This is a genomic window from Aeromonas crassostreae (genome assembly GCF_054052445.1).
The window spans coordinates 1-25,117 of sequence record NZ_JBSTYM010000031.1; the positions used below are offsets into that span (position 1 = coordinate 1).

Here is a 25,117-nt window from a genome sequence, read left to right on the forward strand (position 1 = left end):
CTCTATTGCCATGCCGATGCTGATGTCACCCTATATCGTCTCCGATATCTGCGTTGCACCTTCTGTCGATCCCCGCGTGCGGTTTGGAGAGTGAACATGAACGCGAGCCTTCTTGTCATGCTGATGCGGGTGTCATGCCATATGGTCTCCGACATCTGCGTCGCCCTGGTCGATCCCCACGTGCGGTTTGGAGAGTAATCATGAGTCAGATCTCTATTGCCATGCCGATGCTGATGTCACCCTATATCGTCTCCGATATCTGCGTTGCACCTTCTGTCGATCCCCGCGTGCGGTTTGGAGAGCAAGCATGAACCTCAATCCGGTCACACTGAAAAAACTCAAGCGCTTCAAGTCGATCAAGCGCGGTTACTACTCCTTCATCATCTTCGCCACCCTGGTGCTGCTGGCGCTGCTGGCGGAGCTGATTGTCAACAGCCGCGCCCTGATAGTGAGCCACGGGGGTCAGCTCTACTTCCCCACCTATGGTGACGTGATCCCGGGCCAGCAGTTCGGGCTCGACTACCAGTACGAGACCAACTATCGCCAGCTCAAGGCCAGGTTTGCAGAGGAAGGGAAGGGGGATTGGGTCTTGCTGCCCCCCGTGCCCTGGAACCCCTACGAGCAGGATTTCAAGCAAGACAGCTATCCCCCCTATGCCCCCAGCCTGGCCGAGCGTCACTTCCTCGGCACAGATACCAGCGGACGGGACGTGCTGGCGCGCCTCATCTACGGCTTTCGCATCGCCATCGGCTTTGCCTTCATCGTGCTGGTGGCGAGCTATGTCATCGGGGTCAGCATCGGCTGCATGATGGGCTTTCTCGGGGGGCGTTTCGATCTCATCTTGCAGCGCTTCATCGAGATCTGGTCCCAGGTGCCGTTTCTCTACGTCATCATGATCCTGGTGTCCCTGGCCAAGCCCAACTTCGGCCTGTTTGCCTTCATCAACGTGCTGTTTGGCTGGATGGGGATCACCTGGTACATGCGCACCCTCACCTACAAGGAGCGGGCGCGGGACTATGTGATGGCTGCGCGGGCCCAGGGGGCCAGCACCAAACGGATCATCTTCAACCACATACTGCCCAACACCCTGGTGATGATAGTGACCCTGGCGCCGTTCGCCGTGGTGGGCAACATCTCCACCCTGACGGCGCTGGATTACCTGGGCTTTGGCCTGGCGCCGCCCACCCCGAGCTGGGGGGAGCTGCTCTCCCAGGGGATCAACAACCTGGATGCCATCTGGATCGTCAGCTCAGTGGTGGCGGCGGTGAGCCTGGTGCTCATCATGGTCTCCTTCATCGGCGAGGCCATCCGCGAGGCGTTCGATCCGCGCAAGTTCACCCGTTATCAGTGACGGCGGCAGATGGCGCCTGGAACGAACCGATTGCGTATTTTCCCTTATCAATGAGACCCCAGTGCAGGGGCTAGACCAGGAAGTCAAACATGAACAATAAAATCAAATGGATAGGTGCTCTTTTTCTCGTGGTGAACGGATCCTGGGTCTGGGCAGCCAGCTTGCCTGCGGATCTCAAGTGGGAGACCAATGACACGGATCCCACCTTCGCCTCCCCCCAGGCGCTGCCCGGCGGCACCCTCAACATGTTTGTGGACAGCTTTCCCCTGACGTTTCGCACCGTGGGGCCGGACTCCAATGGCGCGTTTCGCTCCTATATTCTGGATAATCAGCTGAGGCTCATCAGCTTCCATCCCAACACCGGCAACCCCATTCCGTCCCTGGCGACCCACTGGGCCATCGCCCCGGACAACCAGACCGTCTACTTCAAGCTGGATCCCCGTGCCAGGTGGTCGGACGGCAAGCCGGTCACCGCCGATGACTACACCTTCGGCTACGAGATGATGCGCTCCAAGCACATCAAGGGTCCCTGGTTCAACAACTACTACACCAATGAGGTGGTGGCGGTGGACAAGATTGACCCCCACACCATCCTGGTCAAGGCGGGCAACCCCAAGGCCAGGCTGGATCTGCTCAACACCACTGAGCTGTGGCCCCAGCCCAGGCACTTCTACAAGCTCGATGAAAACTGGGTGAAGAAGTACAACTGGGCCCTGGTGCCCACCACGGGCCCCTATGTGATGACGGACGTCAAGAAGGGCAAGTCGGTCACCTTCAGCAAGCAGAAGGCGTGGTGGGCCAGAGACGATCGCTACAACCAGCACAGGTTCAACGTGGACACCATCAAGGTGCAGGTGATCCGGGATCGCAACATCGCGTTTCGCCACTTCCTGAAGGGGGAGTTCGACACCTTCGAGATGCTGCTGCCCAACTGGTGGCATGAGAAGGCGACTACCCAGGAGTACAAGCAGGGGCTGGTCAAGAAGGTGATGGCCATGACGGACACCAAGCAGGGGGCCCAGGGACTGCACCTCAACATCGCCAATCCCAAGCTGGCCGACCTCAATGTCCGCCTCGGCATCCAGCATGCCATCAACATCGACAAGATGATCAAGACGGTGCTCTACGGCGACTACCAGCGCGCCACCACCTTCGACTCGGGCTTTGGCCCCTTCACCGAGGTGGATCTCCCCGGCCGCGGCTACGAGATCAACAAGGCCCGTGACTACTTCGCCAAGGGGGGCTTCGATCAGGCGGGGCCGGATGGCATCTTGCGCAATGCCAGGGGCGATCGCCTCAGTCTGGCCATCACCTATGCCACCGCGGAGCACACCAAGCGTCTGACCGTGCTGAAAGAAGAGGCGAAGAAGGCGGGCCTGGATCTGGAGCTCAATCTGGTGGATGGCGCCACCGGCTTCAAGGTGATGCTGGAGAAGAAGCACGAGGCGGCCTGGCTCGGCTGGGGTGGCGGCGGCCTCTATCCCCAATACTGGGAGTTCTTCCACTCGGACAACGCCAACAAGCCCCAGACCAACAACTTCTTCAATGTGGCCGACCAGCAGCTCGATGGGCTGATCGATCGCTATGGCAGCGAGTTCGACATAGAGACGCGGGCCGCCCTCTCCCGCCAGATCCAGCAGCGCATCTATGATCTCGCCATCTTCGTGCCCGGTGCCCAGCTCAACTATGTGCGGGCCAGCGCCTGGCGTTACGTCATGCTGCCCGAGGTGCCCGCCACCAAGAACTCGCCGGATCTGCTCTATTGGCCCATGGACGGTTACCCTTATAGCAGCGGCGGCCTGCTCTGGCTCGATCCCAAGGTACGGGAGCAGACCGAGCAGGCCAGGGACGCGGGCGAGAGCCTGCCCTCGCAAGACATGGTCGACAAGACCCATGCACGCAGTTGAGAGGGGCAGCCAGATGGCGATAAGCAAGGCACCCATCCTGGAGGTACGTGACCTCGAGGTGGAGTTCAGTGTCGATGAGGGCCAGGTCAAGGTACTCGACGGGGTCAGCTTCCAGGTGGCCCCGGGCCAGACCCTGGGGATCGTCGGCGAATCCGGTTGCGGCAAGAGCGTCACCTCCCTCGCCATCATGGGGCTCTTGCCCCAGCCCCACGGCCGGGTGGTGGCGGGGGCCATCGACTTCCAGGGCGAGGCGCTGCTGGGCTTGAGCCCGGATCAGATGTACAAGGTGCGTGGCAACCGCATCTCCATGATCTTCCAGGAGCCGATGACGGCGCTCAACCCGGTCAAGACCATAGGCGCCCAGCTGGTGGAGGTGTTTGCCCTGCACAGGCCCGAATACAGCAAGCGGGATCGCAAGGAGGCCGCCATCGCCATGCTGCGCAAGGTCGGCATGCCGGAGCCGGAGGCGCGCTTTGACGTCTATCCCCACAACCTCTCCGGCGGCATGCGCCAGCGGGTGATGATCGCCATGGCCCTCGCCTGCGAGCCCGATCTGCTCATCTGCGACGAGCCGACCACGGCGCTGGATGTCACCATCCAGGCCCAGATCCTGGCGCTGATGAAGGAGCTCCAGGCCCAGACCGGCATGGCCATCCTCTTCATTACCCACGACCTCGGCGTGGTGGCCGAGCTGTGCGACGAGGTGGTGGTGATGTACGCGGGGCGCGCGGTGGAGCGGGCCCAGGTGTTTGACCTGTTCGAGCGGCCCCATCATCCCTATACCCATGGCCTGATGCGATCCATCCCCCGGCTCGAAGATGCCCCCAAGACCCTGCTCAACACCATCAAGGGGCAGGTGCCAAGCCTGTCCGAGATGCCGGCGGGCTGCCGCTTCTCCAACCGCTGCCCCCACGCCAGCGCGCGCTGCGTCGGCGAGGTGCCGCCGGTGGAGTTGCTGGCCAACCGACATGCGGTGGCCTGCCATCACTGGAAGGAGATCTCTCTATGACGCCACTTCTGCAGATAAAGGGGCTCAAGCAGCACTTCTCCATGGGCGGCGGCCTGCTGCGAAAGAAGTACACCGTCTATGCGGTGGACGGCATCAGCTTCGATCTGAAACGGGGGGAGACCCTGGGGCTGGTGGGGGAGTCCGGTTGTGGCAAGTCCACCCTGGGGCGATCCCTGCTCAAGCTGTTCGAGCCGACTGCGGGACAGATAAGCTTCGAGGGGCGGGACATCACCCATCTCTCGCCCAGGGAGATGCGATCCCTGCGCCAGGAGATGCAGATCGTGTTTCAGGATCCCGCAGAATCCCTCAACAGCCGCCATACCGTGGGCCAGATCCTGGAGGAGCCCTTCATCATCCACGGCAAGGGCAGCCGCAGTGAGCGCCAGGCCTGGGTGCAAGAGCTGCTGGGCAAGGTGGGGCTGCCGGAGACGGCGGCGGATCGCTTCCCCCACGAGTTCTCCGGGGGCCAGCGCCAGCGCATCGGCATCGCCCGGGCCATCGCCCTCAAGCCCAAGCTGCTGGTGTGCGACGAGGCGGTCTCGGCGCTGGATGTCTCGGTGCAGTCCCAGATAGTGAACCTGCTGCTCACCCTGCAGCGGGAGATGGACTTGGCCATCATCTTCATCGCCCACGATCTCTCCGTGGTGAAGCACATCTCGGATCGGGTCGCCGTCATGTACCTGGGGCGCATCGTCGAGATGGCGCCGGCCCAGGAGCTCTATCTCAACCCGCGCCACCCCTATACCGAGGCGCTGATCTCGGCCATTCCTGTGCCGGATCCCCGCAGGCGCAGCCAGCGCATCCTGCTGACCGGCGATGTGCCGTCCCCCATCTCGCCCCCGCCCGGTTGCCACTTTCACCAACGCTGCCCCTATGCGGTGGCGCGTTGCCGCAGCCAGTCGCCCCAGCTTGAGTCCTGTGGCGGCGCGCATCAGGTGGCCTGTCACTTCCCGCTGCCGCTGCAGGAGGCGCCGACTCAGGATCCTGTGCCACTGGGAAAGGCGATCTGAGTGTCCGGGGCCCGAACAGGAGAGGGGCCGCAGAACCAGCAGATTAAAAAAATGGGGCCCGTGGGCCCCATCTTCATGGTTGGCGTTCAGGTTCGGCCTGAAGATGCCCGGCGCAACAAGGTGACGCTGGGTAGGCCTGGGCGGGGCGGCCTGCCGGGTGGCATGGCGGCTGTCGGTAAGACGGGTTGTGATTGTTTTGTTGGTTAATTACGACAGTATTGCCGCCGGGATCAGGCACCGTAACGGAAGTAGTACTGACGGGTTGACGGGGCATATGCGTCTTTCTCGACGCGCTCATTTTGCTTGCTGGATGCACCTTTCAGGTGGAACAGCACTGCCAGGTTCTCAAACATGATTCACCTCGTGATCGGTTGTTGCTCGGTCTTTCTGTGACGGATGTCACAATGTGCATCCTAGCCACAAATGTGATGTGGATCAAACTTTGGAGTAATTAAACAACAAAACTCCTGGAAAAGGTTTTCTCATGCAATCTGGCTCATGGATACGTTTTCAACCCGGGCGGCGGGCGTACGGGGGGAGCAGGGGACAGTCGACAGGGCGGCTGGCAGGCCGTTTGCGGCGGGGTAAAGGGGGATGGGACGCTAAAAGCTGCCCCGCACTGGGCGGGGCAGGGAGCAGGGGAGGATCGCCGCCTTACTTGGCCGGGATCTGCTCGAGCACATGGACCAGCAGCTGCCAGAAACGCTCGACCGCGGGGATATGCACCTTCTCGCCCGGCGCGTGGGCGCCGCGAATGGTGGGTCCGAAGGAGACCATGTCCCACTCCGGATAGGCGCTCTTGAACAGGCCGCACTCGAGGCCGGCGTGGATCACCATGACGTTGGGCATCTCGCCAAACAGGGTCTGGTAGCTGTTGCGTACCAGGGCCATCACGGGGGAATCCACGTTCGGCGCCCAGCCCGGATAGGCGCCGGTGAATTCGCAGCTGGCGCCGGCCAGGCTGAACAGGGAACGGGTCATCTGCTCCACGCTCTCGCGGCCGGAATCCTGCAAGGAGCGGATCAGGCACTGCACGTACACCTCACCGTCGAGTGTCTTGATGACGCCGAGGTTGGTGGAGGTCTCGGTCACGCCCGGGATGGCGTCGCTCATGCGCATCACTCCGTTCGGGCAGGCCATCAGGGCATCGAGCAGGCGGCGCTGCAGATCGTCGCTCATCAGCTGGGTCGGTGCATCCTGCTCCTGCAGCAGCACGGTCAGGTTCGCCTCGACGGCGGCCAGTTCGCTCCGATAGATGCCGGCATAGCGGTCGACCAGCGCCTTGAACGCGTTCACGTTCGCCGCGGGCACCAGCAGGCTGGCGCGGGCCTCGCGGGGGATGGCGTTGCGCAGGGTGCCGCCGCTGAGATCGCCAAGACGCACCCCCAGGGGCTCGGCCGCCTTGAGCAGGCGCACCAGCAGCTTGTTGGCGTTGCCGCGGCCGCGGTGGATGTCCACCCCGGAGTGACCGCCACGCAGCCCCTTCACCTGCAGCTCGAAGCCGACCCCGTCGGTCGCGGCCACCTGCTCCAGGGGGAAGCGGATGTTGGCATCCACGCCACCGGCGCAGCCCATGTAGACCTCGCCATCCTCCTCGGAGTCGGTGTTGAGCAGGATCTCCCCCTCCAGCCAGCCCGCTTCCAGGCCGAAGGCGCCGGTCATGCCGGTCTCTTCGTCCGTGGTCAGCAGCACTTCCAGCGGGCCGTGCTTGAGGGTCTTGTCGGCCAGTACCGCCAGGCAGCCGGCCATGCCCATGCCGTTGTCGGCGCCGAGGGTGGTGCCGCGGGCGGTCACCCAGTCACCGTCGATATAGGCGTCGATGGGATCGGTGGCAAAATCATGCTGGGTGTCCGCATTGGCCTGGGGCACCATGTCCATGTGGGCCTGAAGTATCACGCCCTTGCGATCTTCCATCCCCGGCGTGGCCGGTTTCTTGATGATGAGGTTGCCCACGGCATCCTGCTTGACGGCCAGGCCTTCTCCCTCGGCCCATGCGCGGATCCAGGCGCTCAGCCTGGCTTCATGTTTGGAGGGGTGGGGGATGGCGCAGATCTGTTCGAAGAAGTGCCAAATCAGCTTGGGAGATAGAGAACTCAGTTGTGCCACGTCAGACTCCTTACCAGCACGGGAAATGACCGGGCCCACCAGGGCCTGAGGAAAGAGGATAAAGATAATACAGTCAATTCCACAAAACTGTGAGCGGTCAGCACAAATCATGGCCCAGGCCCGGTTGTGCCAGGCGGCTACGCTGGCTCTCCCGCCGGGAGCAGTGATTCATTTTTTGTGATATTGCTCACAAAATGATTGAGTTTGACGGCGAGGCTGGTAGATTAGCCAGCCGTGGTATCCACCACCGTCAGGATGACGATAAGTGCCTCCAGGGAACCGAAGCAAAGCAAGTGCGCCTCCATGGAACCGAGTGTCAGCTTAAGGATTCAAGCCCGCATTAAGGTACGTAACTTGTTAAGCAATCAGGAGTTTATATGTCTGGCAGCAATGCAACCTATTGGTTTACCCCCTCCCTCTACACCCAGGGCTTCAGCTATCCGAATGCCTTCGTCTCTCGTCGCTAAGGCGTGATGCACCGGGGAGCTTGAACAAGCTCCCCGGTGAAAAAAACCTCAAGATCCTGCTTCATATCGTTTACTCTGCCTGGCCCGGCGATAGTCCCGGCCAGATCAGCGGTGGGCCATGGCGGCCTGTACCCTGATTGGCCCGATCTTGGCCGAAAGTGCCACTTCCAATGTGATATCCCGTCTATCCCGCCTCGCCAGCCAGGGAGGCTAATCGCTGGCCATCGTGTCGTGGCGACCCCTTCGGGGAGAAGTGGCTACTTCCTTCCTCTATCCGACCATGGCCTGGTGGCCAGCTTCCTCAGGCCTGCGGCCCCTCTTGTTCATCGGACTCACATCAAACTGTCATCGAGAGCATTTAGGATTTTGCTCTTTCCTTTCAAACAGATACCAAGGATGACCATGACACCTCATTTTTCCCACGCGCTCGTTGCCGCCGCCATACTGATGCTGCTGACGGGGTGCAATTCCGAGAACGACTCCTCTGCCCCCGCCTCTGTCCAGATGGAGTACCAGTACAGCACCAAGGCGGTCTATACCCCACAACAGTCGGCAGAAAGCTACGAAGCCGCCCCGGATGGCTTCACCCCCGTGTTCACCGAAATGGTCGCCCGTCATGGCTCCCGTTCGCTCTCCAGCCCGAAGTACGATGTCTTGACCAAGCTGGTCTGGGAGGCTGCCGCCGAAGAGGGGGCGCTGACGCCACTCGGCCAGAGCCTGGGTCACAAGGTCGATCTGGTGACGGCGGCAAATCAGGCATTGGGATATGGCTTGCTGACCCAGTTGGGCAAGGAAGAGCATGCCAATCTGGCTCTCCGGTTGGCCACTCGGTTACCCGGCCTGTTTGAGAAGGGAGAGCGCCACTGCATCAGGGTTGAGACCTCAGGCAAGGACAGGGCGAACGAGAGCGCTTTCTATTTCATGGAGAGCCTCAAGAGCCGGGTGAGCTATGTCGCGGATGATGCACAGTGCTATCTCAGCCAGCAAGATCCTTCCAAGATGGACAAGCAATTGGTCAACAAGGCCGAGCTCTACTTCCACAAGACGGAACCAGAAGGGGACTACGCTCGGTACTTGCCCGCCTACGAGGCCTATCAGGCCTTCATCGGTGATGAAGACGAGGGGATAGCCCCGGCCCCTGAGCTGGAAACGGCCCTCGACGCGCTGAAGCGGCTGGAAAATACCAAGTTGATGGCCCGCAGCATGCTGGAGCGCATCTACAGCCGCGCCTTTGTGGATCGGCTCGCCAGTGGTGTCGAATTTGTGGCCATCAATCCGGAAGATGGCGGCATGACCTATGTCCGTGATGAGGTGGATGCTGCCCTGATGCTTTACAACCTGTTCATCATTGGCCCGGGCATGGTCCGCGAGGCCGCCGCCCAGGGGGAGGAGGCGTGGGCGCTGGAGCAGTACCTGACCCCGGAAGAGTCCGCCTGGTTCTCTTATCTCTCTGACGCCGAAGACTTTTACGAGAAAGGTCCCAGCTTTGCGCATCAGGACACAGCCTATGCCATCGCCCAGTCCCTGCTCGATGGTATGTTCAACGAGGTGCAGACTCAGGTCGTGGATGCCCTCCGGCATCGTGATGCCACCTTGCGCTTTGCCCATGCCGAAACCATCATTCCCCTCGCCGCCCTGATGCAGCTGGAAGGGAGCCGCCAGGGTGCGACGCAGGGGAGCCTCTTTAGCCAGGACAACAATGAGTGGCGCGGTGGTTGGGTGTCTCCCTACAGTGCCAATATCCAGTGGGATGTGTTCCAGAATGCGCAGAAGCAGGTACTGGTGAAGATGCTCTACAACGAAAAAGAGGTGGCCTTCAAGGCCGGGTGCCAACCCCTGGAGAGTGGGAGCTTCTTCTACGACTTCGAGGAGCTCAAGCGTTGCCATGCCTACCATGGCCAGTGATCTGCCGTGAGCCATGGGAGATCTAGGCGACATACCGCACAGACGCCCCGCCATGACTGGCGGGGCGTCTTGCTGGTTGGGGGCCTGATGCCAAGGTGGAGCGGCTGCCTGCTCGAGTGATTAGCGCCCTGATCCCGCTTATCCCCGCCAGGCGGGTCCGGCAGGAGAGTTCCATCAAGGGCCGTCGTCGCTCGAATGGGGGCCGTGATCGGGCCGTCTCCCCCCTTGTTGCAGGCAAAAAGGCATACGTTTGCCAATCCCCTCGCGAATAAATGGTGCTATCATAGCCGCCCAATAGCCTGCCCATGCCCCATCGCGTGTGATGGTTCCCCATGGCGAGCCCGCTCCCGTCTCTCTCTGTTGCCTGTGTTCCGGCCCGGTCGCCCACCCCGAGCGGGCGGCGTGCAAGCCAAATTTGGCGCAGGAGGCATGATGGGGGCCGCGCCTGGCAGGCAATGCATTTGATATGTTCGTCCGTTTTAAAAATCACTTGTCGAGATCGATAGCATGCCGAAAAAATTCTACGTGTCATGGGATAACCTGCAGCGGGAAGCCCGTCGTCTGGCTCGTCGTCAACTGCCCGTCAGCCAATGGAAAGGGATCATCGCCGTCAGCCGTGGTGGTCTGGTTCCGGCAGCCCTGATGGCCCGTGAACTGGGCATTCGCAACGTCGAGACCCTGTGCATCTCCAGCTATGACCACAACAACCAGCGCGAGCTGGTGGTGGTCAAGGGCGCGACCACGGCAGGGGATGGCGAGGGCTGGCTGGTGGTGGACGATCTGGTGGATACCGGCGGCACCGCCAAGGCCATCCGCGAGCTCTACCCCAAGGCCAAGTTCATCACCATCTTTGCCAAGCCGCTGGGCGAGCCGCTGGTGGACGACTTCGAAGTCGCCATCCCGCAGGATACCTGGATAGAACAGCCCTGGGACATGGCGCTGGAGTTCACCACGCCCATCTGCGAAGAGCAGTGATGTGCCGGGCTGCCAGGGTGCAGCCAGATGAAAACGGGGCTCCTTCGGGAGCCCCGTTTCGTTGTGGCCTCCCCCTGGGCTCAGTCCGGGGTGGTCTGCCGTGGCCAAACCTGGGTAAGATGGGCCATTGATGGATGGCCATGAGAAGAATGCGGTGAAGCCAAACGACGACATTAATCTGACCGAGCAGCTGTTTACCCGGGTCAAACAGGTGCTGGAAACCTCGCAGATATCCAACAGCAGCCCAGTGGATCCCCAGGGCGAGAACGAAGACTTTATCGACGGCGCCGCGGTGCGCAGCTGGTATCGTCTGCTGCGTCGCCCCTCCTGGGCCTGGCAGGGGGCGGATCCGGTCGAGGTGGAGCAGATCCTGGCCCGGATCGCCATGGGCAAGGGGGAGCGCAGCCACCCCGAGCTGCTTGATACCATCAAGGGCTATGTGCCGGGCAACTGGGTCTATGAGTGGAGCCAGCAGGCCGGCGGCTACTTCAAGCAGGGGCGCGCCCTGGCCGAGGCGGGTCAGCATACCGAGGCGATCGATACCCTGCTCAAGGCGGTGCGTTACTACTCCATCGCCAGCTATCCCCACCTCAAGCACGATGAGCTGGCGGATCAGGCCCAACTGCTTGGCAACCTGGCCTACCGGGAGGCGGGTCGCCTGTTCGAGGTGCCGCTCAAGGAGATCCAGGTGCCGTTTCGCGGCAAGCACATCCAGGGTTATCTCCATCTGCCGACCACGGACAAGCCCGTGCCCCTGGTGATGGTGAGCGGCGGCATCGACTCCCTCCAGCTCGATTACCTCAACTTCTACCGCAACCATCTGGCGCCCAATGGCATCGGCATGCTCTCCCTGGACATGCCCGGCATCGGCTATGCGGAGCACTGGCCCCTGGTGCAGGACACCAGCCGCCTGCACCAGGCGGTGTTGCAGTATCTGGCCGAGGTGGCCTGGGTCGATCACCAGCGCATCGCCATGGTGGGGTTTCGCCTCGCCGGCAATGTGGCGGCCCGTCTCGCCTTCATCGAGCCGTTCAAGTTGCGCACCGTGGTCTGCATCGGGGCCGGGGTCAACCAGTGCTTCACCGACCCGTCGCTTTTTGCCAAGTGTCCGCGCATGATGCGTGATAGTCTGGCAAACAGGCTCGGCGCCGATGCGGCCGACTGGGAGCTGATCCGCACCAAGAGTCAGGTCTTTTCCCTGAAAAAACAGGGGTTGATGAGCACGCGCACCCCTGTGCCCATCCTCAGCATCGGTCACAAGCGAGACTTTATTTGTCCCGAGCCCGACATCCGGGCCCTGGCGGCGGCCAGCCACAATGGCAAGGCGGTGGTGTTCGACAAGCAGCCACTGCGAGAGGTGTACAACCAGGCACTTAACGAAACGGTAACCTGGCTGAAGCAACATCTATGTTCTTGAATACGTTCTTTTTACGCCATTCATGTCTCGGTTGATGGATGGCACTGCCTGTTCAACACGGAGGTTAACATGTCAGAAAGAGTCACCTACAAGCGTCTGCTGCGGCAATTTGCCGCCATCGGCCCCTATCTGCGCGAAGATCTGTGCGAGGAGGGGCGCTATTACTTCGACTGCCTGTCGGTCTGCGTCAGCGCCAAGGCGGCGCCGGACAAGCGAGAGTTCTGGGGCTGGTGGCTGGTGCTGGAGCAGGACGACCACCATTTCCGCTACCACTATCAGCTCGGTTTCTACAACGGCGAAGGCAGCTGGATAGACAAGCCCCTGCCCAAGAAGCACCAGGCCGAGGTGGAGCGCTCCCTGCAACACTTCTACCGCCTGATCAATACCAAGCTGACCCAGCTTGAGTGCCAGCTGGCGCCCGCCGAGCAGGTCACCTGCGAGTTATCGGTCACCGCCGCCTGACCCGACTGCCCTGCCGGGGTTAATTGCCTTGCAGGGCAGCAGGGCCGTGGGTATAAAGGGAATCCTTACCTTTTTGCCTTGTCAATTCCATGGAAAACAAAACCATCGTCGTCAAGCTGGGCACCAGCGTACTCACCGGGGGCTCAGCCCAGCTCAATCGTGCCCACATGGTGGAACTGGTGCGCCAGTGCGCCGCGCTCCATCGCCAGGGCCACAGGGTGGTGCTGGTCAGCTCGGGCGCCATCGCTGCCGGTCGTGCCCACCTGGGCCATCCGCCCCTGGCCTCGACCCTGACCAACAAGCAGATGCTGGCGGCCGTGGGCCAGACCCAGCTGATCCGCATCTGGCAGGATCTGTTCAACCTCTATGATCTGCACGTCGGCCAGATGCTGCTGACCCGGGCCGATCTGGAGGACAGGGAGCGCTACCTCAATGCCCGTGATACCCTGCGCACCCTGCTCGACCACCGCATCATCCCCGTCATCAACGAGAATGACGCCGTCGCCACCGCCGAGATCAAGGTGGGGGACAATGACAACCTTTCCGCCCGCGCCGCCATCCTGGCCGATGCGGATCTGCTGATCCTGCTCACCGACCAGACCGGGCTCTTCACCGCGGATCCGCGCACCAATCCCGACGCCCAGCTGATCGAGGAGGTGCAGACCATAGACGACACCCTGCGCAAGCTGGCCGGCGGCAGCGTCAGCGGCCTGGGCACCGGCGGCATGGCCACCAAGCTGCAGGCGGCCGATGTGGCACGCCGGGCCGGGGTCGAGGTGGTGATCGCCACCGGCCAGGTGCCGGAAGTGGTGGGTCGCCTGGCCAATGGCGAGCGGATCGGAACTCGCTTCCCGGCCCTGGCTTCGCCCCTGGAGGGACGCAAGAGCTGGATCCTGGCCGGTCCCCCCCCTCTGGGAGAGGTCCAGGTCGACCTGGGCGCCGTGGCCGCCATGCGCGACAAGGGCTCCAGCCTGCTGCCCAAGGGCATCACGGGAGTGAGCGGCATCTTCGTGCGTGGCGACGTGGTGCGGATCCTGGATCCCAGGGGGAGCGAGCTGGCCCGCGGCATCTGCCGCTACAACCACGATGAGCTGACGCGCCTGCGCGGGGTTCACTCGGATCAGATAGAGACACTGCTGGGCTACGGCTATGGCGCCGTGGCCATCCATCGCGACGACATGGTGCTGCTGTAATCGAGTCGGCGGGCCGAGCCCGCCCCTATGAAAGGATGAGAAATGAGTCTGGAGACATTGGGACAAGCGGCCCGCGGGGCCGCCTATCAGCTGGCCGCCACCGACACGGCCCAGAAGAATCGGGCGCTGCTGGCCATCGCCAGCGAGCTGGAAGCCCGGCAGGGCGCCATCCTGGCTGCCAACGCCAAGGACATAGCGGCGGGGCGTGAGGCCGGTCTGTCCGACGCCATGCTGGATCGCCTGCTGCTCAATCCCGCCCGGCTCGCCGGGATAGTGGCGGACGTGCGCAAGGTGGTCAGCCTGGACGATCCGGTCGGTGCCGAACTCGACAGCCGGGTGCTGGAGAACGGCCTGCGCCTCTCCCGGCGCCGGGTTCCCATCGGGGTGATAGGGGTCATCTATGAGGCGCGTCCCAATGTCACCATCGACATCGCCACCCTCTGCCTCAAGACGGGCAACGCCAGCATCTTGCGCGGCGGGCGCGAGACCTTCCACTCCAACCTGGAGCTGGTCAAGGTGATCCAGGCTGCCCTGGCCAGCGCCGGCCTGCCCATCGCGGCGGTGCAGTACATCGACAACCCGGACCGGGCCCTGGTGGGCGAGCTGCTGCGCCTGGATCGCTACGTGGACATGATCATCCCCCGCGGCGGCGCCGGGCTGCACAAGATGTGCAAGGAGAACAGCTCCATCCCCGTCATCATCGGCGGCTTTGGCATCAGCCATGTGTTCGTGGATGCGAGCGCGGATCTCGCCCGCTCCCTCACCGTCATCGACAACGCCAAGGTGCAGCGCCCCTCCGCCTGCAACGCCCTCGATACCCTGCTGGTCCACGAGGGGATCGCCGCCGACTTGCTGCCGCAGCTGGTCGCGCGCATGAACGAGCAAGGGGTGACCCTGGTGGCCCATGGCAATGCCCTGGCCCATCTGACGGGGGCCAAGGGGCTGCGTGAGGCCGGGGCCGAGGATTTCGACACCGAATGGCTCGGCCTGACTCTGGGAGTCAAGCTAGTGGCGGATGTCCACGAGGCGCTAGCCCACATGCGCGAGCACAATGCCAGCCACTCGGACGCCATCCTCACCAATGATCTCTACAACGCCGAGTGCTTCGTCAACGGCGCCGGCTCGGCGGCCGTCTATGTCAACGCCTCGACCCGCTTCACCGATGGCGGCCAGTTTGGCCTGGGGGCCGAGGTGGCCGTCTCCACCCAGATGCTCCATGCCCGGGGCCCCATGGGGCTGACCGAGCTGACCAGCTACAAGTGGGTGGGACAGGCGGACTATCTCTCCCGTCCCTGAGCCCTTGCGCCCAGCAAAATGCCGACCCCGGGGTCGGCATTTTTTCGTTTCAGGCCAGGGCGTCAGCGCACGATCAGCACGGGACAGGGGGCGTGGCGCACCACGGATTCGGCGACGCTGCCCACCAGCAGGTGGCTGAGGCCGGAGCGGCCATGGCTGCCCATCACCACCAGATCTACCTTGTCCTCCTTGGCCTGGGCGACGATCTCGTCGGCGGCGCGGCCGAAGCGCACCGTGAAGCCGGCAGGGATCGGCAGGGTGTCGATCAGCTGTTGCAGCTGCTCCCTGGCCTGGCGCTCCATCTCATGGGTGATCTCCAGGGCGGTCATGTGCAGGATCTTGTAGCTGTCAAACCCGTGCAGCTGGTCGACCACATGGACCAGCTTGAGGCTGGCGTCGTGGCTCTTGGCCATGAAGGCGGCATAGTCCAGCACCGGCTGGGACATCTGGGAGAAATCGACGGGGCAGAGCAGGGTACGGATAGACATAAATGGCTCCTTTCGCGGTCAGGCTGGAGGGGTAACGCGAGGTAATGGGTTACCAATGAATCTTATCTACCCTTATACCAGCTTGCCGGGCAATAACCTGTGATGGACTCGAAAATTTGATGAAAAGGCTGCCCTGGTGGACCAGGATCAGAAAATTACATGGAAAATCGGCGCATAATCAGAGCCATAGAAAGAGAACAGAGGTAATGGAATGGGAATGATGAAGTTGACTCTGCTGCTCTGCTGCGGCCTGTTCTCCCTGACGGCGCGGGGAGAGACGCTGCCGGTCTATTGCGATGACTGGCCGGGTTTTTGCCAGCAGGACGGGCGCGGCCTTTATCTGGATCTGGCGCGCCACATCTACCAGCCCCTCGGCTATCGGATCAAGCCCCAGATCATGCCCTACAAACGGGCGCTGGCCATGGTGAGCAAGGGGGGGCAGGGGATGACCATGGGGGTCTACCTCAACGAGGTGGAAGGCGTGCGCTGGCCCCACTACCCGGACGGCGCCGATGATGTCACCGTCTTCATGCTCGACAAGTGGCAGGCAGGTTGGCAGGGGGAGCAGAGCCTGGCCCAGCAGCGAGTGCTCTGGCAGCGCGGCTGGGCCTTCGACAAGTATATCGGGGTCTCCATGCACTGGTATGAGGTCAACAGCCATCAGGATGCCATGGCGCTGCTGCAGAAGGAGCGTTACCGCTACTATCTGAGCGCCGGCGTGCTCCATGCCGATGAGTCACTGCCGCCCAACATGAGCCGGGTATTCCTGCGCTGGCTGCCCACCTATCCCATCTTCGCCAGGGACGAGCCCGGTCTCAGGTTGCAGCAGCAGTGGGATCTGGGCATGGCCCGCCTCATCAACAGCGGCGAGCTGACCCGCCTCTACCGGGAGAACAAGCTGCTCGACCACTACCATGACTTCCTGCGCAGCCTCAAGCAGAAGCGGGAGAGCGAGTCTGCCCGATAACTGGCGATCCTGCGCTCACGCAGAAGGCGGGGGCTGGCCGCGCCTGTTCAGCTCAGCTGTCGCCAGCGGATCATGATGCTGCGGCCTCTGCTCTATGGGCCTTGGCGAGGCGATCATCCTGTTGATGAATGACATTGACGCAGACGGCGCCTGTTCAGCTCTGCTGTCGCCAGCGGATCATGACGCTGCTGCCTCTGCTCTATGGGCCTTGGCGAGGCGATCATATTGATGAATGACATTGACGCTGGCGGCGTCTGTTCAGCTCTGCTTTTGCCAGCGGATCATGACACTGCTGCCTCTGCGCTATGGGCCTTGGCGAGGCGATCATCCTGTTGATGAATGACATTGACGCAGGCGGCGTCTGTTCAGCTCTGCTGTCGCCTGCGGATCATGACGCTGCTGCCTCTGCGCTATGGGCCTTGGCGAGGCGATCATCCTGTTGATGAATGACGTTGACGCTGGCCGCGCCTGTTCAGCTCTGCTGTCGCCTGTGGATCATGACGCTGCTGCCCCTGCTCTATGGGCCTTGGCGAGGCGATCATCCTGTTGATGAATGACATTGACGCTGGCCGCGCCTGTTCAGCTCTGCTGTCGCCTGCGGATCATGACGCTGCTGCCCCTGCGCTATGAGCCTTGGCGAGGCGATCATCCTGTTGATGAATGACGTTGACGCTGGCCACGCCTGTTCAGCTTTGCGTTCACCTGCGGATCATGACGCTGCGGCCCCTGCTCTATGAGCCTTGGCGAGGCGATCATAGAGGATGACGTTGACGCTGGCGGCGAGATTCATGCAGCCAGTGGTCGGCACATAGACCACCCGCTTGACCCCGGCGAACAGCGCCGGATCCAGGGTGCCATCCTCGGGGCCGAAGATGTAAAAGGCCCGGGCCGGGTGGACGAAGTCAGGCAGCGGGGTCGCTCCCTCGATGAGGTCCACCAGCACGGGCTCTCCCCCCTGCGGCACCAGGGCGAGCAGATCGTCCACCCCGAGCAGGGGGATCTTCTCCGCCATCTGCTTGGTGTCGGTGGCGAAGCGGCGCGCCAGCTCGAAGCGGCTGCCGGTGTAGCACACCTCGTCGGCGCCATAGCAGCCCGCCGCCCTCAGCACGGCCCCCACATTGGTCGGTGACTTGGGGTTGACCAGGCCGATGCCGACATAGTCGCCCTGGGGCTCATCGGCCGACGGGGCCCTGCGTTTGCTGATCTCTTGGTTCATCTCGCTCTCCTGGTTGGGGCGCCATTATAAGGGGGTCGGCCCCCTAGTGCTCGCCCTAGTGATCACCATAGTGTTCGCGAGAGTGCTCGCCTCCCTTGCCCTGGCTGGGGGCAGCTGCACCGAATTGGTGAGCGGGGGCGGCGCCCCTGCCCCCTCTGGAGTGGCCCGGAGGCCGCCCCGGCGCCCTCGACGTGCTGGCAAGATACTTGCATTGCCCTTAATCAGATCACCATTATCGATGACAGGACACAGGCGTCCGTCCCCTTTGCCGGGGCGGACGCCTTTTTCATTGCCGGCAGGCAGGAGGAAGGATGAAGACCACATGTGCATACTGCGGCGTCGGCTGTGGCATCAGCATCACGCGCCAGGCGGGGGAGTGGCAGCTGGCCGGGGACGACAGCCATCCCGCCAATGGCGGCGCACTCTGCGTCAAGGGGGCCAGCCTGCTGGAGAGCCTGGCCTTCCCCGAGCGCCTGCTCTATCCCCGCCATCAGGGGCGGCGCATCGACTGGGATCAGGCCCTCGAGCTGATGGCGGAGCGGTTTGGCAAGGTGCTGGCGGAGTCCGGACCCGAGGCCATCGGTATCTACCTCTCGGGCCAGCTCACCACGGAGGACTATTACGTCGCCAACAAGCTGATGAAGGGCTATCTGGGCAGCGCCAACGTGGATACCAACTCCCGGCTCTGCATGTCGTCGGCCGTGGTGGCCCAGCAGCGCGCCTTCGGCGAGGATCTGGTGCCGGCCTGCTATGAGGATCTGGGGCTGGCGGATCTCATCATCATCACGGGGGCCAACACGGCCTGGACCCACCCCGTGCTGTTTCGCCGCATCCAGCAGGCCCGCAGCCGCCGGCCCGATCTCAAGCTGGTGGTGATGGATCCCCGCCGCACCATGACGGCGGAGCAGGCCGATCTGCACCTGCCCCTGCGTCCGGGCAGCGACGTGGCGCTGTGGAACGGCCTGTGCCGCTACCTGGTCGATCAGGGGCTCTGGGACAAGGAGTATGTGGCTGCCCACGTCAGCGGCATGGCGCAGCTGACCGAGACCCTGGCCGATCCCGCCTGGACGCCGGAGGCGGTGGCCCTGTGCTGCGACCTGCCCCTGACCGATCTGCTCGGCTTCTATCGCCTGTTCGCCCGCCATCCCCGCACCCTCAGCCTCTACTGCCAGGGCATCAACCAGTCCAACCAGGGGAGCGACAAGGCCAATGCCATCATCAATGCCCACCTGCTGACCGGACGGATCGGCAAACCCGGGGCTTCTCCCTTCTCCCTCACCGGCCAGCCCAATGCCATGGGCGGGCGCGAGGTGGGGGGGCTGGCGACCCAGCTGGCCGCCCACATGGGCTTTGGCGAGGCCGAGCGCGATCGCCTGCGGCGTTTCTGGGGCAGCCCGCGCATGGTGACGGGCCCGGGCCTGAAGGCGGTCGAGCTGTTCGAGGCGGTGCATAGCGGGCAGATCCGCGCCCTCTGGGTGCTGGGGAGCAACCCGGCCGCCTCCCTGCCCGACGGGGACAGGGTGCGTGAGGCCCTGGCGCGCTGCGAGTTTCTGGTGGTCTCGGATCTGACCGCCCTGACCGACACGGCCCGCCATGCCAGCCTGCTGCTGCCCGCCCTCGGCTGGGGCGAGAAGAGCGGCACCGTCACCAACTCGGAGCGCTGCATCAGCCGTCAGCGCGCCTTCCTGGCGCCCCCCGGCGAGGCGCGGCCAGACTGGTGGGCCCTGGCCAGCCTGGGTCGGCGGCTCGGCTTCGAGGAGGCGTTCGCCTTCCCGGACGAACACGCCATCTTCAGCGAGCACGCCGCCCTCTCTGGCTTCGAGAACCGGGGGACGCGCCGGTTTGACATCTCGGGACTGGCCCGCCTCAGCCCCGCCGAGTTCGAGGATCTGGCCCCCATCCGCTGGCCGGTCAACGAGGCGCACCCCTATGGCTGCGATCGCCTGTTTGGTGATGGTCGCTTCGCCACGGCCGACGGCAAGGCTCGCCTGCTGCCTTTGAGCCAGCGGGACCCCGAGCTGGCCCCCCTGGCGAGCGGGGAGGGGACGCCCCTGCTGCTCAATTCGGGGCGGCTGCGAGATCAGTGGCACACCATGACCCGCAGCGGCCATGTGCCCCGCCTGCTGGAGGCCGAACCCTGGCCCAGGGTGCTGGTGGGCCCGGCCAGCCTGCTGAGCCAGGGGCTGGCGGTGGGGGATCTGGTCCGCCTGGAGAACGGTCGCGGCCAGGTGCGGGCCCTGGTGGGGCTGGACGAGGGGCTGCGGGAGGGGGAGGCCTTCCTGCCCATGCACTGGACCGACAGCCAGTGCAGCCAGGGGGCGGTCAACCGCCTGCTGGCGCCGGTCACGGATCCCCTCTCGGGCCAGCCCATGTTCAAGCAGGCCAGGGTGCAGATGGCCGGCCAACCGACCCGCTGGCAGGGGATCTGGCTCGGGGAGGGGGCGCCGGCCGAGCGGGGAGACTGGTGGGCGCGTCGCCCCCTGGCCCAGGGGGAGTGCTGGCTGCTGGCCTCCTGGTCCGAAGAGATGAGCGCCTGCTGGCAGCGGCTGGCCCGCTCGGGTCACTGGCTGCGCCTGCCCCTCAAGGGGGGCTGGCTCGCCATCTCCCTGGCCCAGGGCCGGATCCAGAGCCTGCTGCTGGTGACCGAACGCTGGCCGGCCCTGAGGGTGGAGCTGCTGGCGAGCCTGCTCAGCCTGCCCCTGCAGGCGGGGGGGCTCAGCCAGACCCTGAGCGACGCCTTCGCCGGGGATTCCCGCCTGGTCTGCTCCTGCTTTCGGGTGACGGAGGCGCGCATCGTCAGCGCCATCCGCGAGCAGGGGGTGAACGAGCTGGCCGGGCTGCAGGGGCTGCTCAAGTGCGGCAGCAACTGCGGCACCTGTCTGCCAGAGATTGACAAACTATTGATACAGCATCGCTTTCTGGAGTCCGCATGATGAAACATGAACCGATCATCCAGGGAAGGCCCTGGCGCCCGGAGGGGAATGGACAAGGAAGCCAGGGCAGCGCATCTTTCGGTGCAGCCAGGCAGGAGGGAGAGGCCATGCAACAGTCCCATATCAGCCTGGTGGGGGCGGGCCCAGGCCCTCTCGAACTGCTCACCCTGCGGGCGCTGCGCCGCATCGAGGCGGCCGAGGCCGTGGTGTACGACCGCCTGGTGGGGGCCGAGATCCTCGCCCGCATCCCGGTCGGCGCGGCCCGGTTCGACGTCGGCAAGCGCTGCGGCGAACCCAGCCCGAGCCAGCAGGAGATCAACGCCCTGCTGCTTGCCCTGGCCCGCACCGGCAAGCGGGTGGTGCGGCTCAAGGGGGGGGATCCCCTCATCTTCGGCCGGGGGGGCGAGGAGGCCCTGCACCTGGCCCGCCATGGCTTCGAGGCGGAGCTGGTGCCCGGCATCACGGCCGCCCTGGGCTGCGCCGCCAGCAGCGCCATTCCCCTGACCCAGCGCGGGCTGGCCCGCTCCGTGACCCTGTTGACCGGTCACCTGCAGGGGGGAGAGCAGTTCGGGGGCTGGGGCGCCCTGGTGGCGGCCGGCCACACCCTGGTCTGCTACATGGGGCTGGAGCAGGCGGCCAGGATAGAGGCCGGCTTGAGGGGGGCGGGGGGCGCCGGGGGCCGGGCCGGGGGCCCGCGAGGGGGGGGGGGGGGGGCGGGGGCCGCCGGGGCCCGGCCGGGGGCCCTGATAGTGGCGGGGTGCAGCGAGCGGGAGCGGGTGGTGCGCTGCCGGCTCGACGGCCTGAGCCGGGCGGCGCAGGCCCTGGCGGGGGAGACCCCTGTGCTGATCATCCTGGGCCAGGTGGTGGCGCTGCGCGATGAACTCAAGGGACTGCTCGGCGCCCTGGAGAGCCGGGTCGCCTGATAGCTTTCCGGGCTCGGCGATGGCATGGAGGGGGCAGCCTGGGCTGCCCCCTTTTACGTCGTTCTGGGGCGGGAGCAACAGAGGGCGTCCGGGTCTACCCCTTCTACCTAGAGATGGATAAATAGGGGGTAGATTCAAACACTTGGCCTCCAAGTTGCGTCGGTTCCATCCTGTTCGACGGAATGAACTGACGAGAGGAAAGGGCATGTCACATCCAGTCGGTGGCCAGGAGCGCCGCCACTCCATCTTGCTGATCCATGCCGATGACAGGGTGCAGGCCAACCGGCTGGGGGCCCTGGTCAGCCATTATGGTCACAGTCCCCGCATCCTGGACGAGGCGGGTCTGCTGGCGGGCAAGTTGCAGGGGGATGGCCTCCTGATCAGCTGCCGCCGCTTCAGCGCCGAGATCCGGCTGGCCATGGCCCAGGGGCTGCATCTGCCGCGGGTGCTGTTTTGCGATCGGCTGACGGCGCAGCAGCAGGCGGATCTGCTGAACCAGGGCGCCCTCATGGTGCCCCACGGCTGCGGCGAGCGGGAACCGGTCGAGCAGTGGCTGCGACTGGCCCGGGCCCAGCTGGCCATGGTGCAGCAGCAACAGCAGGCCCAGGATGCCCTGCGGCTCAAGCTGGAGGAGAGGCGGCTGATCGAGCAGGCCAAGGGGCGCCTGATGCGCCACCAGGGGCTGGATGAGGAGGCCGCCTATCAGGCGATGCGCAGCGCGGCCATGGCCCAGAATCACAGCCTGGCCGAGCTGGCCCGCCGCCTGTTGCAGGCCCTGCCCGGCTAAGGGCCCAATCAGGAGGAAGGGCCCCTATCAGCAGGAGTTGGGTGGCCATTTTGGTGCAGTTGCGCCGCGCTGGCGCAGTCTGTGGGGGGTATGGGCCCTGACGGGGCCGCCGACAGGGGGTTTGCCAACCTGGCACGCATCCTGAATAACCTGAAGAGAAGAGCAATAACAGGCAGGCGCCGCCAGTGCGGCAAGCCGCCGGGCCCCCAGGGGCCGACCACCATCAACATTGGGCAATGTGGCCCCATCGACCAGACGGTCGATGGGGCTTTTTTTTTGGCTACACGGCGAAGGCGGGGCGCAACGGCGCGCTCCCTCCCGATCCGGACAAGGATGTAACGAGGTGAACATGACGCCGAAGATGATATGGAAAGGGGCGCTGCTGGCCATGCTGGCCATGCCGGCCCTGGCGGCCACGGAGCAGGGCGCGACCGGCCTTGGCCCCATAGGGGCGCCGGAGAAAGAAGAGCTCAGGCTGGGCTTCATCAAGCTGACCGACATGGCTCCCCTGGCGGTGGCCTATGAGCAGGGCTACTTCGAGGACGAGGGGCTCTACGTCACCCTGGAGGCCCAGGCCAACTGGAAGGTGCTGCTGGACAGAGTCATCGACGGAGAGCTGGACGGTGCCCAGATGCTGGCGGGCCAGCCCCTGGGGGCCCATGTGGGCATCGGCACCCGGGCCGAGCTGGTGACCGCCTTCTCCATGGATCTCAATGGCAACGGCATCACGGTCGCCAACGCCGTGTGGCAGGCCATGTTGCCGCACCTGCCCAAGCAGGCCGACGGCCAGGTGGCGCGTCCCGTCTCCGCCAGCAGCCTCAAGCCGGTGCTGGATCACTATCGCCAGGGGGGCAAGCCCTTCAACTTCGCCATGGTCTTCCCGGTCTCGACCCACAACTACGAGCTGCGCTACTGGCTGGCCGCCGGTGGCATACACCCTGGCTACTACGCCCCCCTCAAGGGGGATGACTCGGGCCAGCGCCAGGGGGAGGTGATGCTGTCGGTCACGCCGCCGCCCCAGATGCCCGCCACCCTGGAGGCGGGCACCATCATGGGCTACAGCGTGGGGGAGCCCTGGAACCAGCAGGCGATCGCCAAGGGGATAGGGGTGCCCGTCATCACGGACTACGAGATCTGGCGCAACAACCCGGAGAAGGTGTTCGGGGTCAGCAAGGGGTGGGCCGAGCGCCATCCCAACACCCATGCCCGCCTGGTCAAGGCCCTGATCCGTGCCGCCCACTGGCTCGACGCCAACGACAACGGCAACCGGCTGGCGGCCGCCAAGCTGCTGGCCCGCCCCGACTACGTGGGGGCCGACGAGCAGGTGATCGCCGCCTCCATGACCGGCACCTTCGAGTACAACAAGGGGGATGTGCGCAGCGTGCCCGACTTCAACGTCTTCTTCCGCCATCACGCCACCTACCCCTACTACTCGGACGCCATCTGGTTCCTGACCCAGATGCGGCGCTGGGGCCAGATCCCCGAGGCCAAGCCGGACGCCTGGTTCGAACAGGTGGCCAAGGCGGTCTATCGCCCCGAGGTCTACCGCCAGGCGGCCTTGGCCCTCATCGAGGAGGGCAGGCTCAAGGCAGGGGATTTCCCCGATTTTGCCAGCGAGAGCGGCTTTCGCGGCCCCCAGCAGGGCTTTATCGATGGCGTCGCCTATGACGGACGCCACCCCAACGACTATCTGAACCGTCTTGCCATCGGCCTCAAGGGCGATGAGCAGGTGCAATGAACCCGGGATAGGGAGAGGCAATGATGAAAACAACCGCGAGTGGGCGCCTGTTGGCGCCCTGCATGGGGATACTGCTGTTCCTGCTCTTCTGGCAACTGGGGGCGAGCCAGGTCAATACCAGCCTGGGCACCCTGCCGGGGCCGGGGGCCACCGCCAGCCAGCTGTGGCAACTGACCGAGGAGCACCTGGCCGAGCGGGAGCGCGAAGCCGCCTTCCTGGCGCGCCAGGAAGCGCGCAACGCCGAGCGGCTCGCCGCAGACCCGGAGGCCCGCGTCAAGGTGCGGGCCTACCCGGGGCGCGCCACCTTCTTCGATCAGATAGGCACCAGCCTGCTGACGGTGGCCGCCGGTTTTGGCCTGGCGACCCTGCTGGCCATCCCGATCGGGGTCCTGCTCGGTATGAACCAGGCCCTCTATCGCCTCGCCAACCCGGTGATCCAGCTGCTCAAGCCGGTCTCCCCCCTGGCCTGGCTGCCCCTGATCACCATGGTGGTGAGCGCCGTCTACGTGAGCCCGGACCCCTGGCTGGCGAAATCCTTCGTCAACTCGGCCCTGACCGTGACCCTCTGCTCCCTCTGGCCGACCCTGCTCAATACGGCGGTCGGGGTGAGCTCGGTGGACCCGGACTTGCGCAACGTGAGCCGGGTTCTGCGGCTGCCCTTCCTGACCCACATAGTGCGCATCGTGCTGCCAAGCGCCCTGCCCATGATCTTCACCGGCATGCGCCTCTCCCTGGGGGTGGCCTGGATGGTGCTGATCGCCGCCGAGATGCTGGCCCAGAACCCGGGGCTCGGCAAGTTCGTCTGGGACGAGTTCCAGAGCGGTAGCTCCGCCTCCCTGGCCCGGATCATGGTGGCCGTGGTGACCATAGGCCTCATCGGTTTTGCCCTGGATCGCCTCATGCTGGCACTGCAACAGTGGCTGTCCTGGGACAAGCGGCAGCAGCTACGTTAATCGCCCGGATGGGC

20 protein-coding genes are annotated in these 25,117 nt (G+C 64.4%); 16 read left to right on the forward strand and 4 right to left on the reverse strand.

What is annotated here, in order from left to right; translation table 11 throughout:
• The first annotated feature begins 307 nt into the window (after positions 1 to 307).
• The 4 genes from ACW5W4_RS17255 (at position 308) to ACW5W4_RS17270 (ending at position 5,277) form a co-directional block, all read left to right on the forward strand.
• The gene (locus tag ACW5W4_RS17255) at positions 308 to 1,351 is read left to right on the forward strand and encodes an ABC transporter permease (protein WP_456690207.1); all 1,044 of its coding nucleotides are present in this window, start codon (positions 308 to 310) and stop codon (positions 1,349 to 1,351) included.
• A gap of 89 nt (positions 1,352 to 1,440) precedes the next feature.
• The gene (locus tag ACW5W4_RS17260) at positions 1,441 to 3,258 is read left to right on the forward strand and encodes an extracellular solute-binding protein (RefSeq protein ID WP_456690208.1); all 1,818 of its coding nucleotides are present in this window, start codon (positions 1,441 to 1,443) and stop codon (positions 3,256 to 3,258) included.
• 13 nt (positions 3,259 to 3,271) lie between these two features.
• Positions 3,272 to 4,267: an ABC transporter ATP-binding protein gene (locus tag ACW5W4_RS17265; protein ID WP_427261496.1), complete on the forward strand. Its 996-nt coding sequence runs from the start codon at positions 3,272 to 3,274 to the stop codon at positions 4,265 to 4,267.
• Positions 4,264 to 5,277: an ABC transporter ATP-binding protein gene (locus tag ACW5W4_RS17270; protein WP_456690209.1), complete on the forward strand. Its 1,014-nt coding sequence runs from the start codon at positions 4,264 to 4,266 to the stop codon at positions 5,275 to 5,277. Before ACW5W4_RS17265 ends, ACW5W4_RS17270 begins: the two co-directional genes overlap by 4 nt.
• 230 nt (positions 5,278 to 5,507) lie before the next feature.
• On the opposite strand, the gene ACW5W4_RS17275 is transcribed toward ACW5W4_RS17270, so the two are convergent.
• Both ACW5W4_RS17275 and ACW5W4_RS17280 read right to left on the reverse strand, forming a co-directional pair.
• Positions 5,508 to 5,630, reverse strand: a complete 123-nt coding sequence (locus tag ACW5W4_RS17275) for a hypothetical protein (RefSeq protein ID WP_427261494.1) — start codon at positions 5,628 to 5,630, stop codon at positions 5,508 to 5,510.
• A gap of 301 nt (positions 5,631 to 5,931) precedes the next feature.
• A complete protein-coding gene (locus ACW5W4_RS17280; protein ID WP_456690210.1) occupies positions 5,932 to 7,383 on the reverse strand; it encodes an aminoacyl-histidine dipeptidase in 1,452 nt (483 codons plus the stop codon).
• Between the two features lie 869 nt (positions 7,384 to 8,252).
• Here ACW5W4_RS17280 and ACW5W4_RS17285 point away from each other — a divergent pair.
• The 6 genes from ACW5W4_RS17285 (at position 8,253) to ACW5W4_RS17310 (ending at position 15,098) form a co-directional block, all read left to right on the forward strand.
• Positions 8,253 to 9,755 carry a histidine-type phosphatase gene (locus tag ACW5W4_RS17285; RefSeq protein WP_456690211.1) on the forward strand — a complete coding sequence of 501 codons (1,503 nt, stop codon included), beginning with the start codon at positions 8,253 to 8,255 and terminating at the stop codon, positions 9,753 to 9,755.
• A 507-nt stretch (positions 9,756 to 10,262) separates the two neighbouring features.
• Positions 10,263 to 10,730 (forward strand): xanthine phosphoribosyltransferase, encoded by a 468-nt coding sequence (gene gpt, locus ACW5W4_RS17290; protein WP_427261491.1) that lies wholly within the window; start codon positions 10,263 to 10,265, stop codon positions 10,728 to 10,730.
• A gap of 130 nt (positions 10,731 to 10,860) precedes the next feature.
• Positions 10,861 to 12,147 carry an esterase FrsA gene (frsA, locus tag ACW5W4_RS17295; RefSeq protein ID WP_456690222.1) on the forward strand — a complete coding sequence of 429 codons (1,287 nt, stop codon included), beginning with the start codon at positions 10,861 to 10,863 and terminating at the stop codon, positions 12,145 to 12,147.
• 69 nt (positions 12,148 to 12,216) lie between these two features.
• Entirely contained in the window at positions 12,217 to 12,609 is a 393-nt protein-coding gene (gene crl / locus ACW5W4_RS17300) for a sigma factor-binding protein Crl (protein ID WP_427261489.1), read from the forward strand.
• Between the two features lie 89 nt (positions 12,610 to 12,698).
• Complete coding sequence (gene proB, locus ACW5W4_RS17305; protein ID WP_427261488.1) at positions 12,699 to 13,802, forward strand: glutamate 5-kinase; 1,104 nt, start codon at positions 12,699 to 12,701, stop codon at positions 13,800 to 13,802.
• 42 nt (positions 13,803 to 13,844) lie between these two features.
• Positions 13,845 to 15,098 (forward strand): glutamate-5-semialdehyde dehydrogenase, encoded by a 1,254-nt coding sequence (locus ACW5W4_RS17310; RefSeq protein WP_456690212.1) that lies wholly within the window; start codon positions 13,845 to 13,847, stop codon positions 15,096 to 15,098.
• Positions 15,099 to 15,160: 62 nt separating this feature from the next.
• Here ACW5W4_RS17310 and ACW5W4_RS17315 read toward each other — a convergent pair whose 3' ends face one another.
• Entirely contained in the window at positions 15,161 to 15,586 is a 426-nt protein-coding gene (locus ACW5W4_RS17315) for a universal stress protein (protein ID WP_456690213.1), read from the reverse strand.
• Between the two features lie 217 nt (positions 15,587 to 15,803).
• Between ACW5W4_RS17315 and ACW5W4_RS17320 the strand changes: the two genes are divergently transcribed.
• Complete coding sequence (locus ACW5W4_RS17320; protein ID WP_456690214.1) at positions 15,804 to 16,553, forward strand: substrate-binding periplasmic protein; 750 nt, start codon at positions 15,804 to 15,806, stop codon at positions 16,551 to 16,553.
• 709 nt (positions 16,554 to 17,262) lie between these two features.
• Here ACW5W4_RS17320 and ACW5W4_RS17325 read toward each other — a convergent pair.
• Positions 17,263 to 17,769 carry an RNA methyltransferase gene (locus tag ACW5W4_RS17325; RefSeq protein WP_427261484.1) on the reverse strand — a complete coding sequence of 169 codons (507 nt, stop codon included), beginning with the start codon at positions 17,767 to 17,769 and terminating at the stop codon, positions 17,263 to 17,265.
• Positions 17,770 to 18,080: 311 nt separating this feature from the next.
• On the opposite strand from ACW5W4_RS17325, the gene ACW5W4_RS17330 reads away from it, so the two are divergent.
• The 5 genes from ACW5W4_RS17330 (at position 18,081) to ACW5W4_RS17350 (ending at position 25,103) form a co-directional block, all read left to right on the forward strand.
• The gene (locus tag ACW5W4_RS17330) at positions 18,081 to 20,702 is read left to right on the forward strand and encodes a nitrate reductase (RefSeq protein WP_456690215.1); all 2,622 of its coding nucleotides are present in this window, start codon (positions 18,081 to 18,083) and stop codon (positions 20,700 to 20,702) included.
• 107 nt (positions 20,703 to 20,809) lie between these two features.
• On the forward strand, positions 20,810 to 21,625 hold the full coding sequence (gene cobA / locus ACW5W4_RS17335) for a uroporphyrinogen-III C-methyltransferase (protein WP_456690216.1): 816 nt from the start codon (positions 20,810 to 20,812) through the stop codon (positions 21,623 to 21,625).
• Between the two features lie 205 nt (positions 21,626 to 21,830).
• The gene (locus tag ACW5W4_RS17340; protein ID WP_427261481.1) at positions 21,831 to 22,412 is read left to right on the forward strand and encodes an ANTAR domain-containing response regulator; all 582 of its coding nucleotides are present in this window, start codon (positions 21,831 to 21,833) and stop codon (positions 22,410 to 22,412) included.
• A 349-nt stretch (positions 22,413 to 22,761) separates the two neighbouring features.
• On the forward strand, positions 22,762 to 24,150 hold the full coding sequence (locus ACW5W4_RS17345; protein ID WP_456690217.1) for a CmpA/NrtA family ABC transporter substrate-binding protein: 1,389 nt from the start codon (positions 22,762 to 22,764) through the stop codon (positions 24,148 to 24,150).
• 20 nt (positions 24,151 to 24,170) lie between these two features.
• On the forward strand, positions 24,171 to 25,103 hold the full coding sequence (locus ACW5W4_RS17350; RefSeq protein WP_456690218.1) for an ABC transporter permease: 933 nt from the start codon (positions 24,171 to 24,173) through the stop codon (positions 25,101 to 25,103).
• Positions 25,104 to 25,117 lie beyond the last annotated feature (14 nt).

Excerpts from the sequence above, each read along its gene's own strand:
- frsA (WP_456690222.1), top strand. The coding sequence starts at position 10,861 with ATGGATGGCCATGAGAAGAATGCGGTGAAGCCAAACGACGACATTAAT.
- ACW5W4_RS17265 (WP_427261496.1), top strand. The coding sequence starts at position 3,272 with ATGGCGATAAGCAAGGCACCCATCCTGGAGGTACGTGACCTCGAGGTG.
- cobA (WP_456690216.1), top strand. The coding sequence starts at position 20,810 with ATGCAACAGTCCCATATCAGCCTGGTGGGGGCGGGCCCAGGCCCTCTC.
- ACW5W4_RS17310 (WP_456690212.1), top strand. The coding sequence starts at position 13,845 with ATGAGTCTGGAGACATTGGGACAAGCGGCCCGCGGGGCCGCCTATCAG.
- ACW5W4_RS17325 (WP_427261484.1), bottom strand. The coding sequence starts at position 17,769 with ATGAACCAAGAGATCAGCAAACGCAGGGCCCCGTCGGCCGATGAGCCC.
- ACW5W4_RS17320 (WP_456690214.1), top strand. The coding sequence starts at position 15,804 with ATGATGAAGTTGACTCTGCTGCTCTGCTGCGGCCTGTTCTCCCTGACG.
- proB (WP_427261488.1), top strand. The coding sequence starts at position 12,699 with ATGGAAAACAAAACCATCGTCGTCAAGCTGGGCACCAGCGTACTCACC.
- ACW5W4_RS17330 (WP_456690215.1), top strand. The coding sequence starts at position 18,081 with ATGAAGACCACATGTGCATACTGCGGCGTCGGCTGTGGCATCAGCATC.
- ACW5W4_RS17255 (WP_456690207.1), top strand. The coding sequence starts at position 308 with ATGAACCTCAATCCGGTCACACTGAAAAAACTCAAGCGCTTCAAGTCG.
- ACW5W4_RS17315 (WP_456690213.1), bottom strand. The coding sequence starts at position 15,586 with ATGTCTATCCGTACCCTGCTCTGCCCCGTCGATTTCTCCCAGATGTCC.
- ACW5W4_RS17260 (WP_456690208.1), top strand. The coding sequence starts at position 1,441 with ATGAACAATAAAATCAAATGGATAGGTGCTCTTTTTCTCGTGGTGAAC.
- crl (WP_427261489.1), top strand. The coding sequence starts at position 12,217 with ATGTCAGAAAGAGTCACCTACAAGCGTCTGCTGCGGCAATTTGCCGCC.
- ACW5W4_RS17350 (WP_456690218.1), top strand. The coding sequence starts at position 24,171 with ATGATGAAAACAACCGCGAGTGGGCGCCTGTTGGCGCCCTGCATGGGG.
- ACW5W4_RS17340 (WP_427261481.1), top strand. The coding sequence starts at position 21,831 with ATGTCACATCCAGTCGGTGGCCAGGAGCGCCGCCACTCCATCTTGCTG.
- ACW5W4_RS17285 (WP_456690211.1), top strand. The coding sequence starts at position 8,253 with ATGACACCTCATTTTTCCCACGCGCTCGTTGCCGCCGCCATACTGATG.
- gpt (WP_427261491.1), top strand. The coding sequence starts at position 10,263 with ATGCCGAAAAAATTCTACGTGTCATGGGATAACCTGCAGCGGGAAGCC.
- ACW5W4_RS17345 (WP_456690217.1), top strand. The coding sequence starts at position 22,762 with ATGACGCCGAAGATGATATGGAAAGGGGCGCTGCTGGCCATGCTGGCC.
- ACW5W4_RS17270 (WP_456690209.1), top strand. The coding sequence starts at position 4,264 with ATGACGCCACTTCTGCAGATAAAGGGGCTCAAGCAGCACTTCTCCATG.
- ACW5W4_RS17275 (WP_427261494.1), bottom strand. The coding sequence starts at position 5,630 with ATGTTTGAGAACCTGGCAGTGCTGTTCCACCTGAAAGGTGCATCCAGC.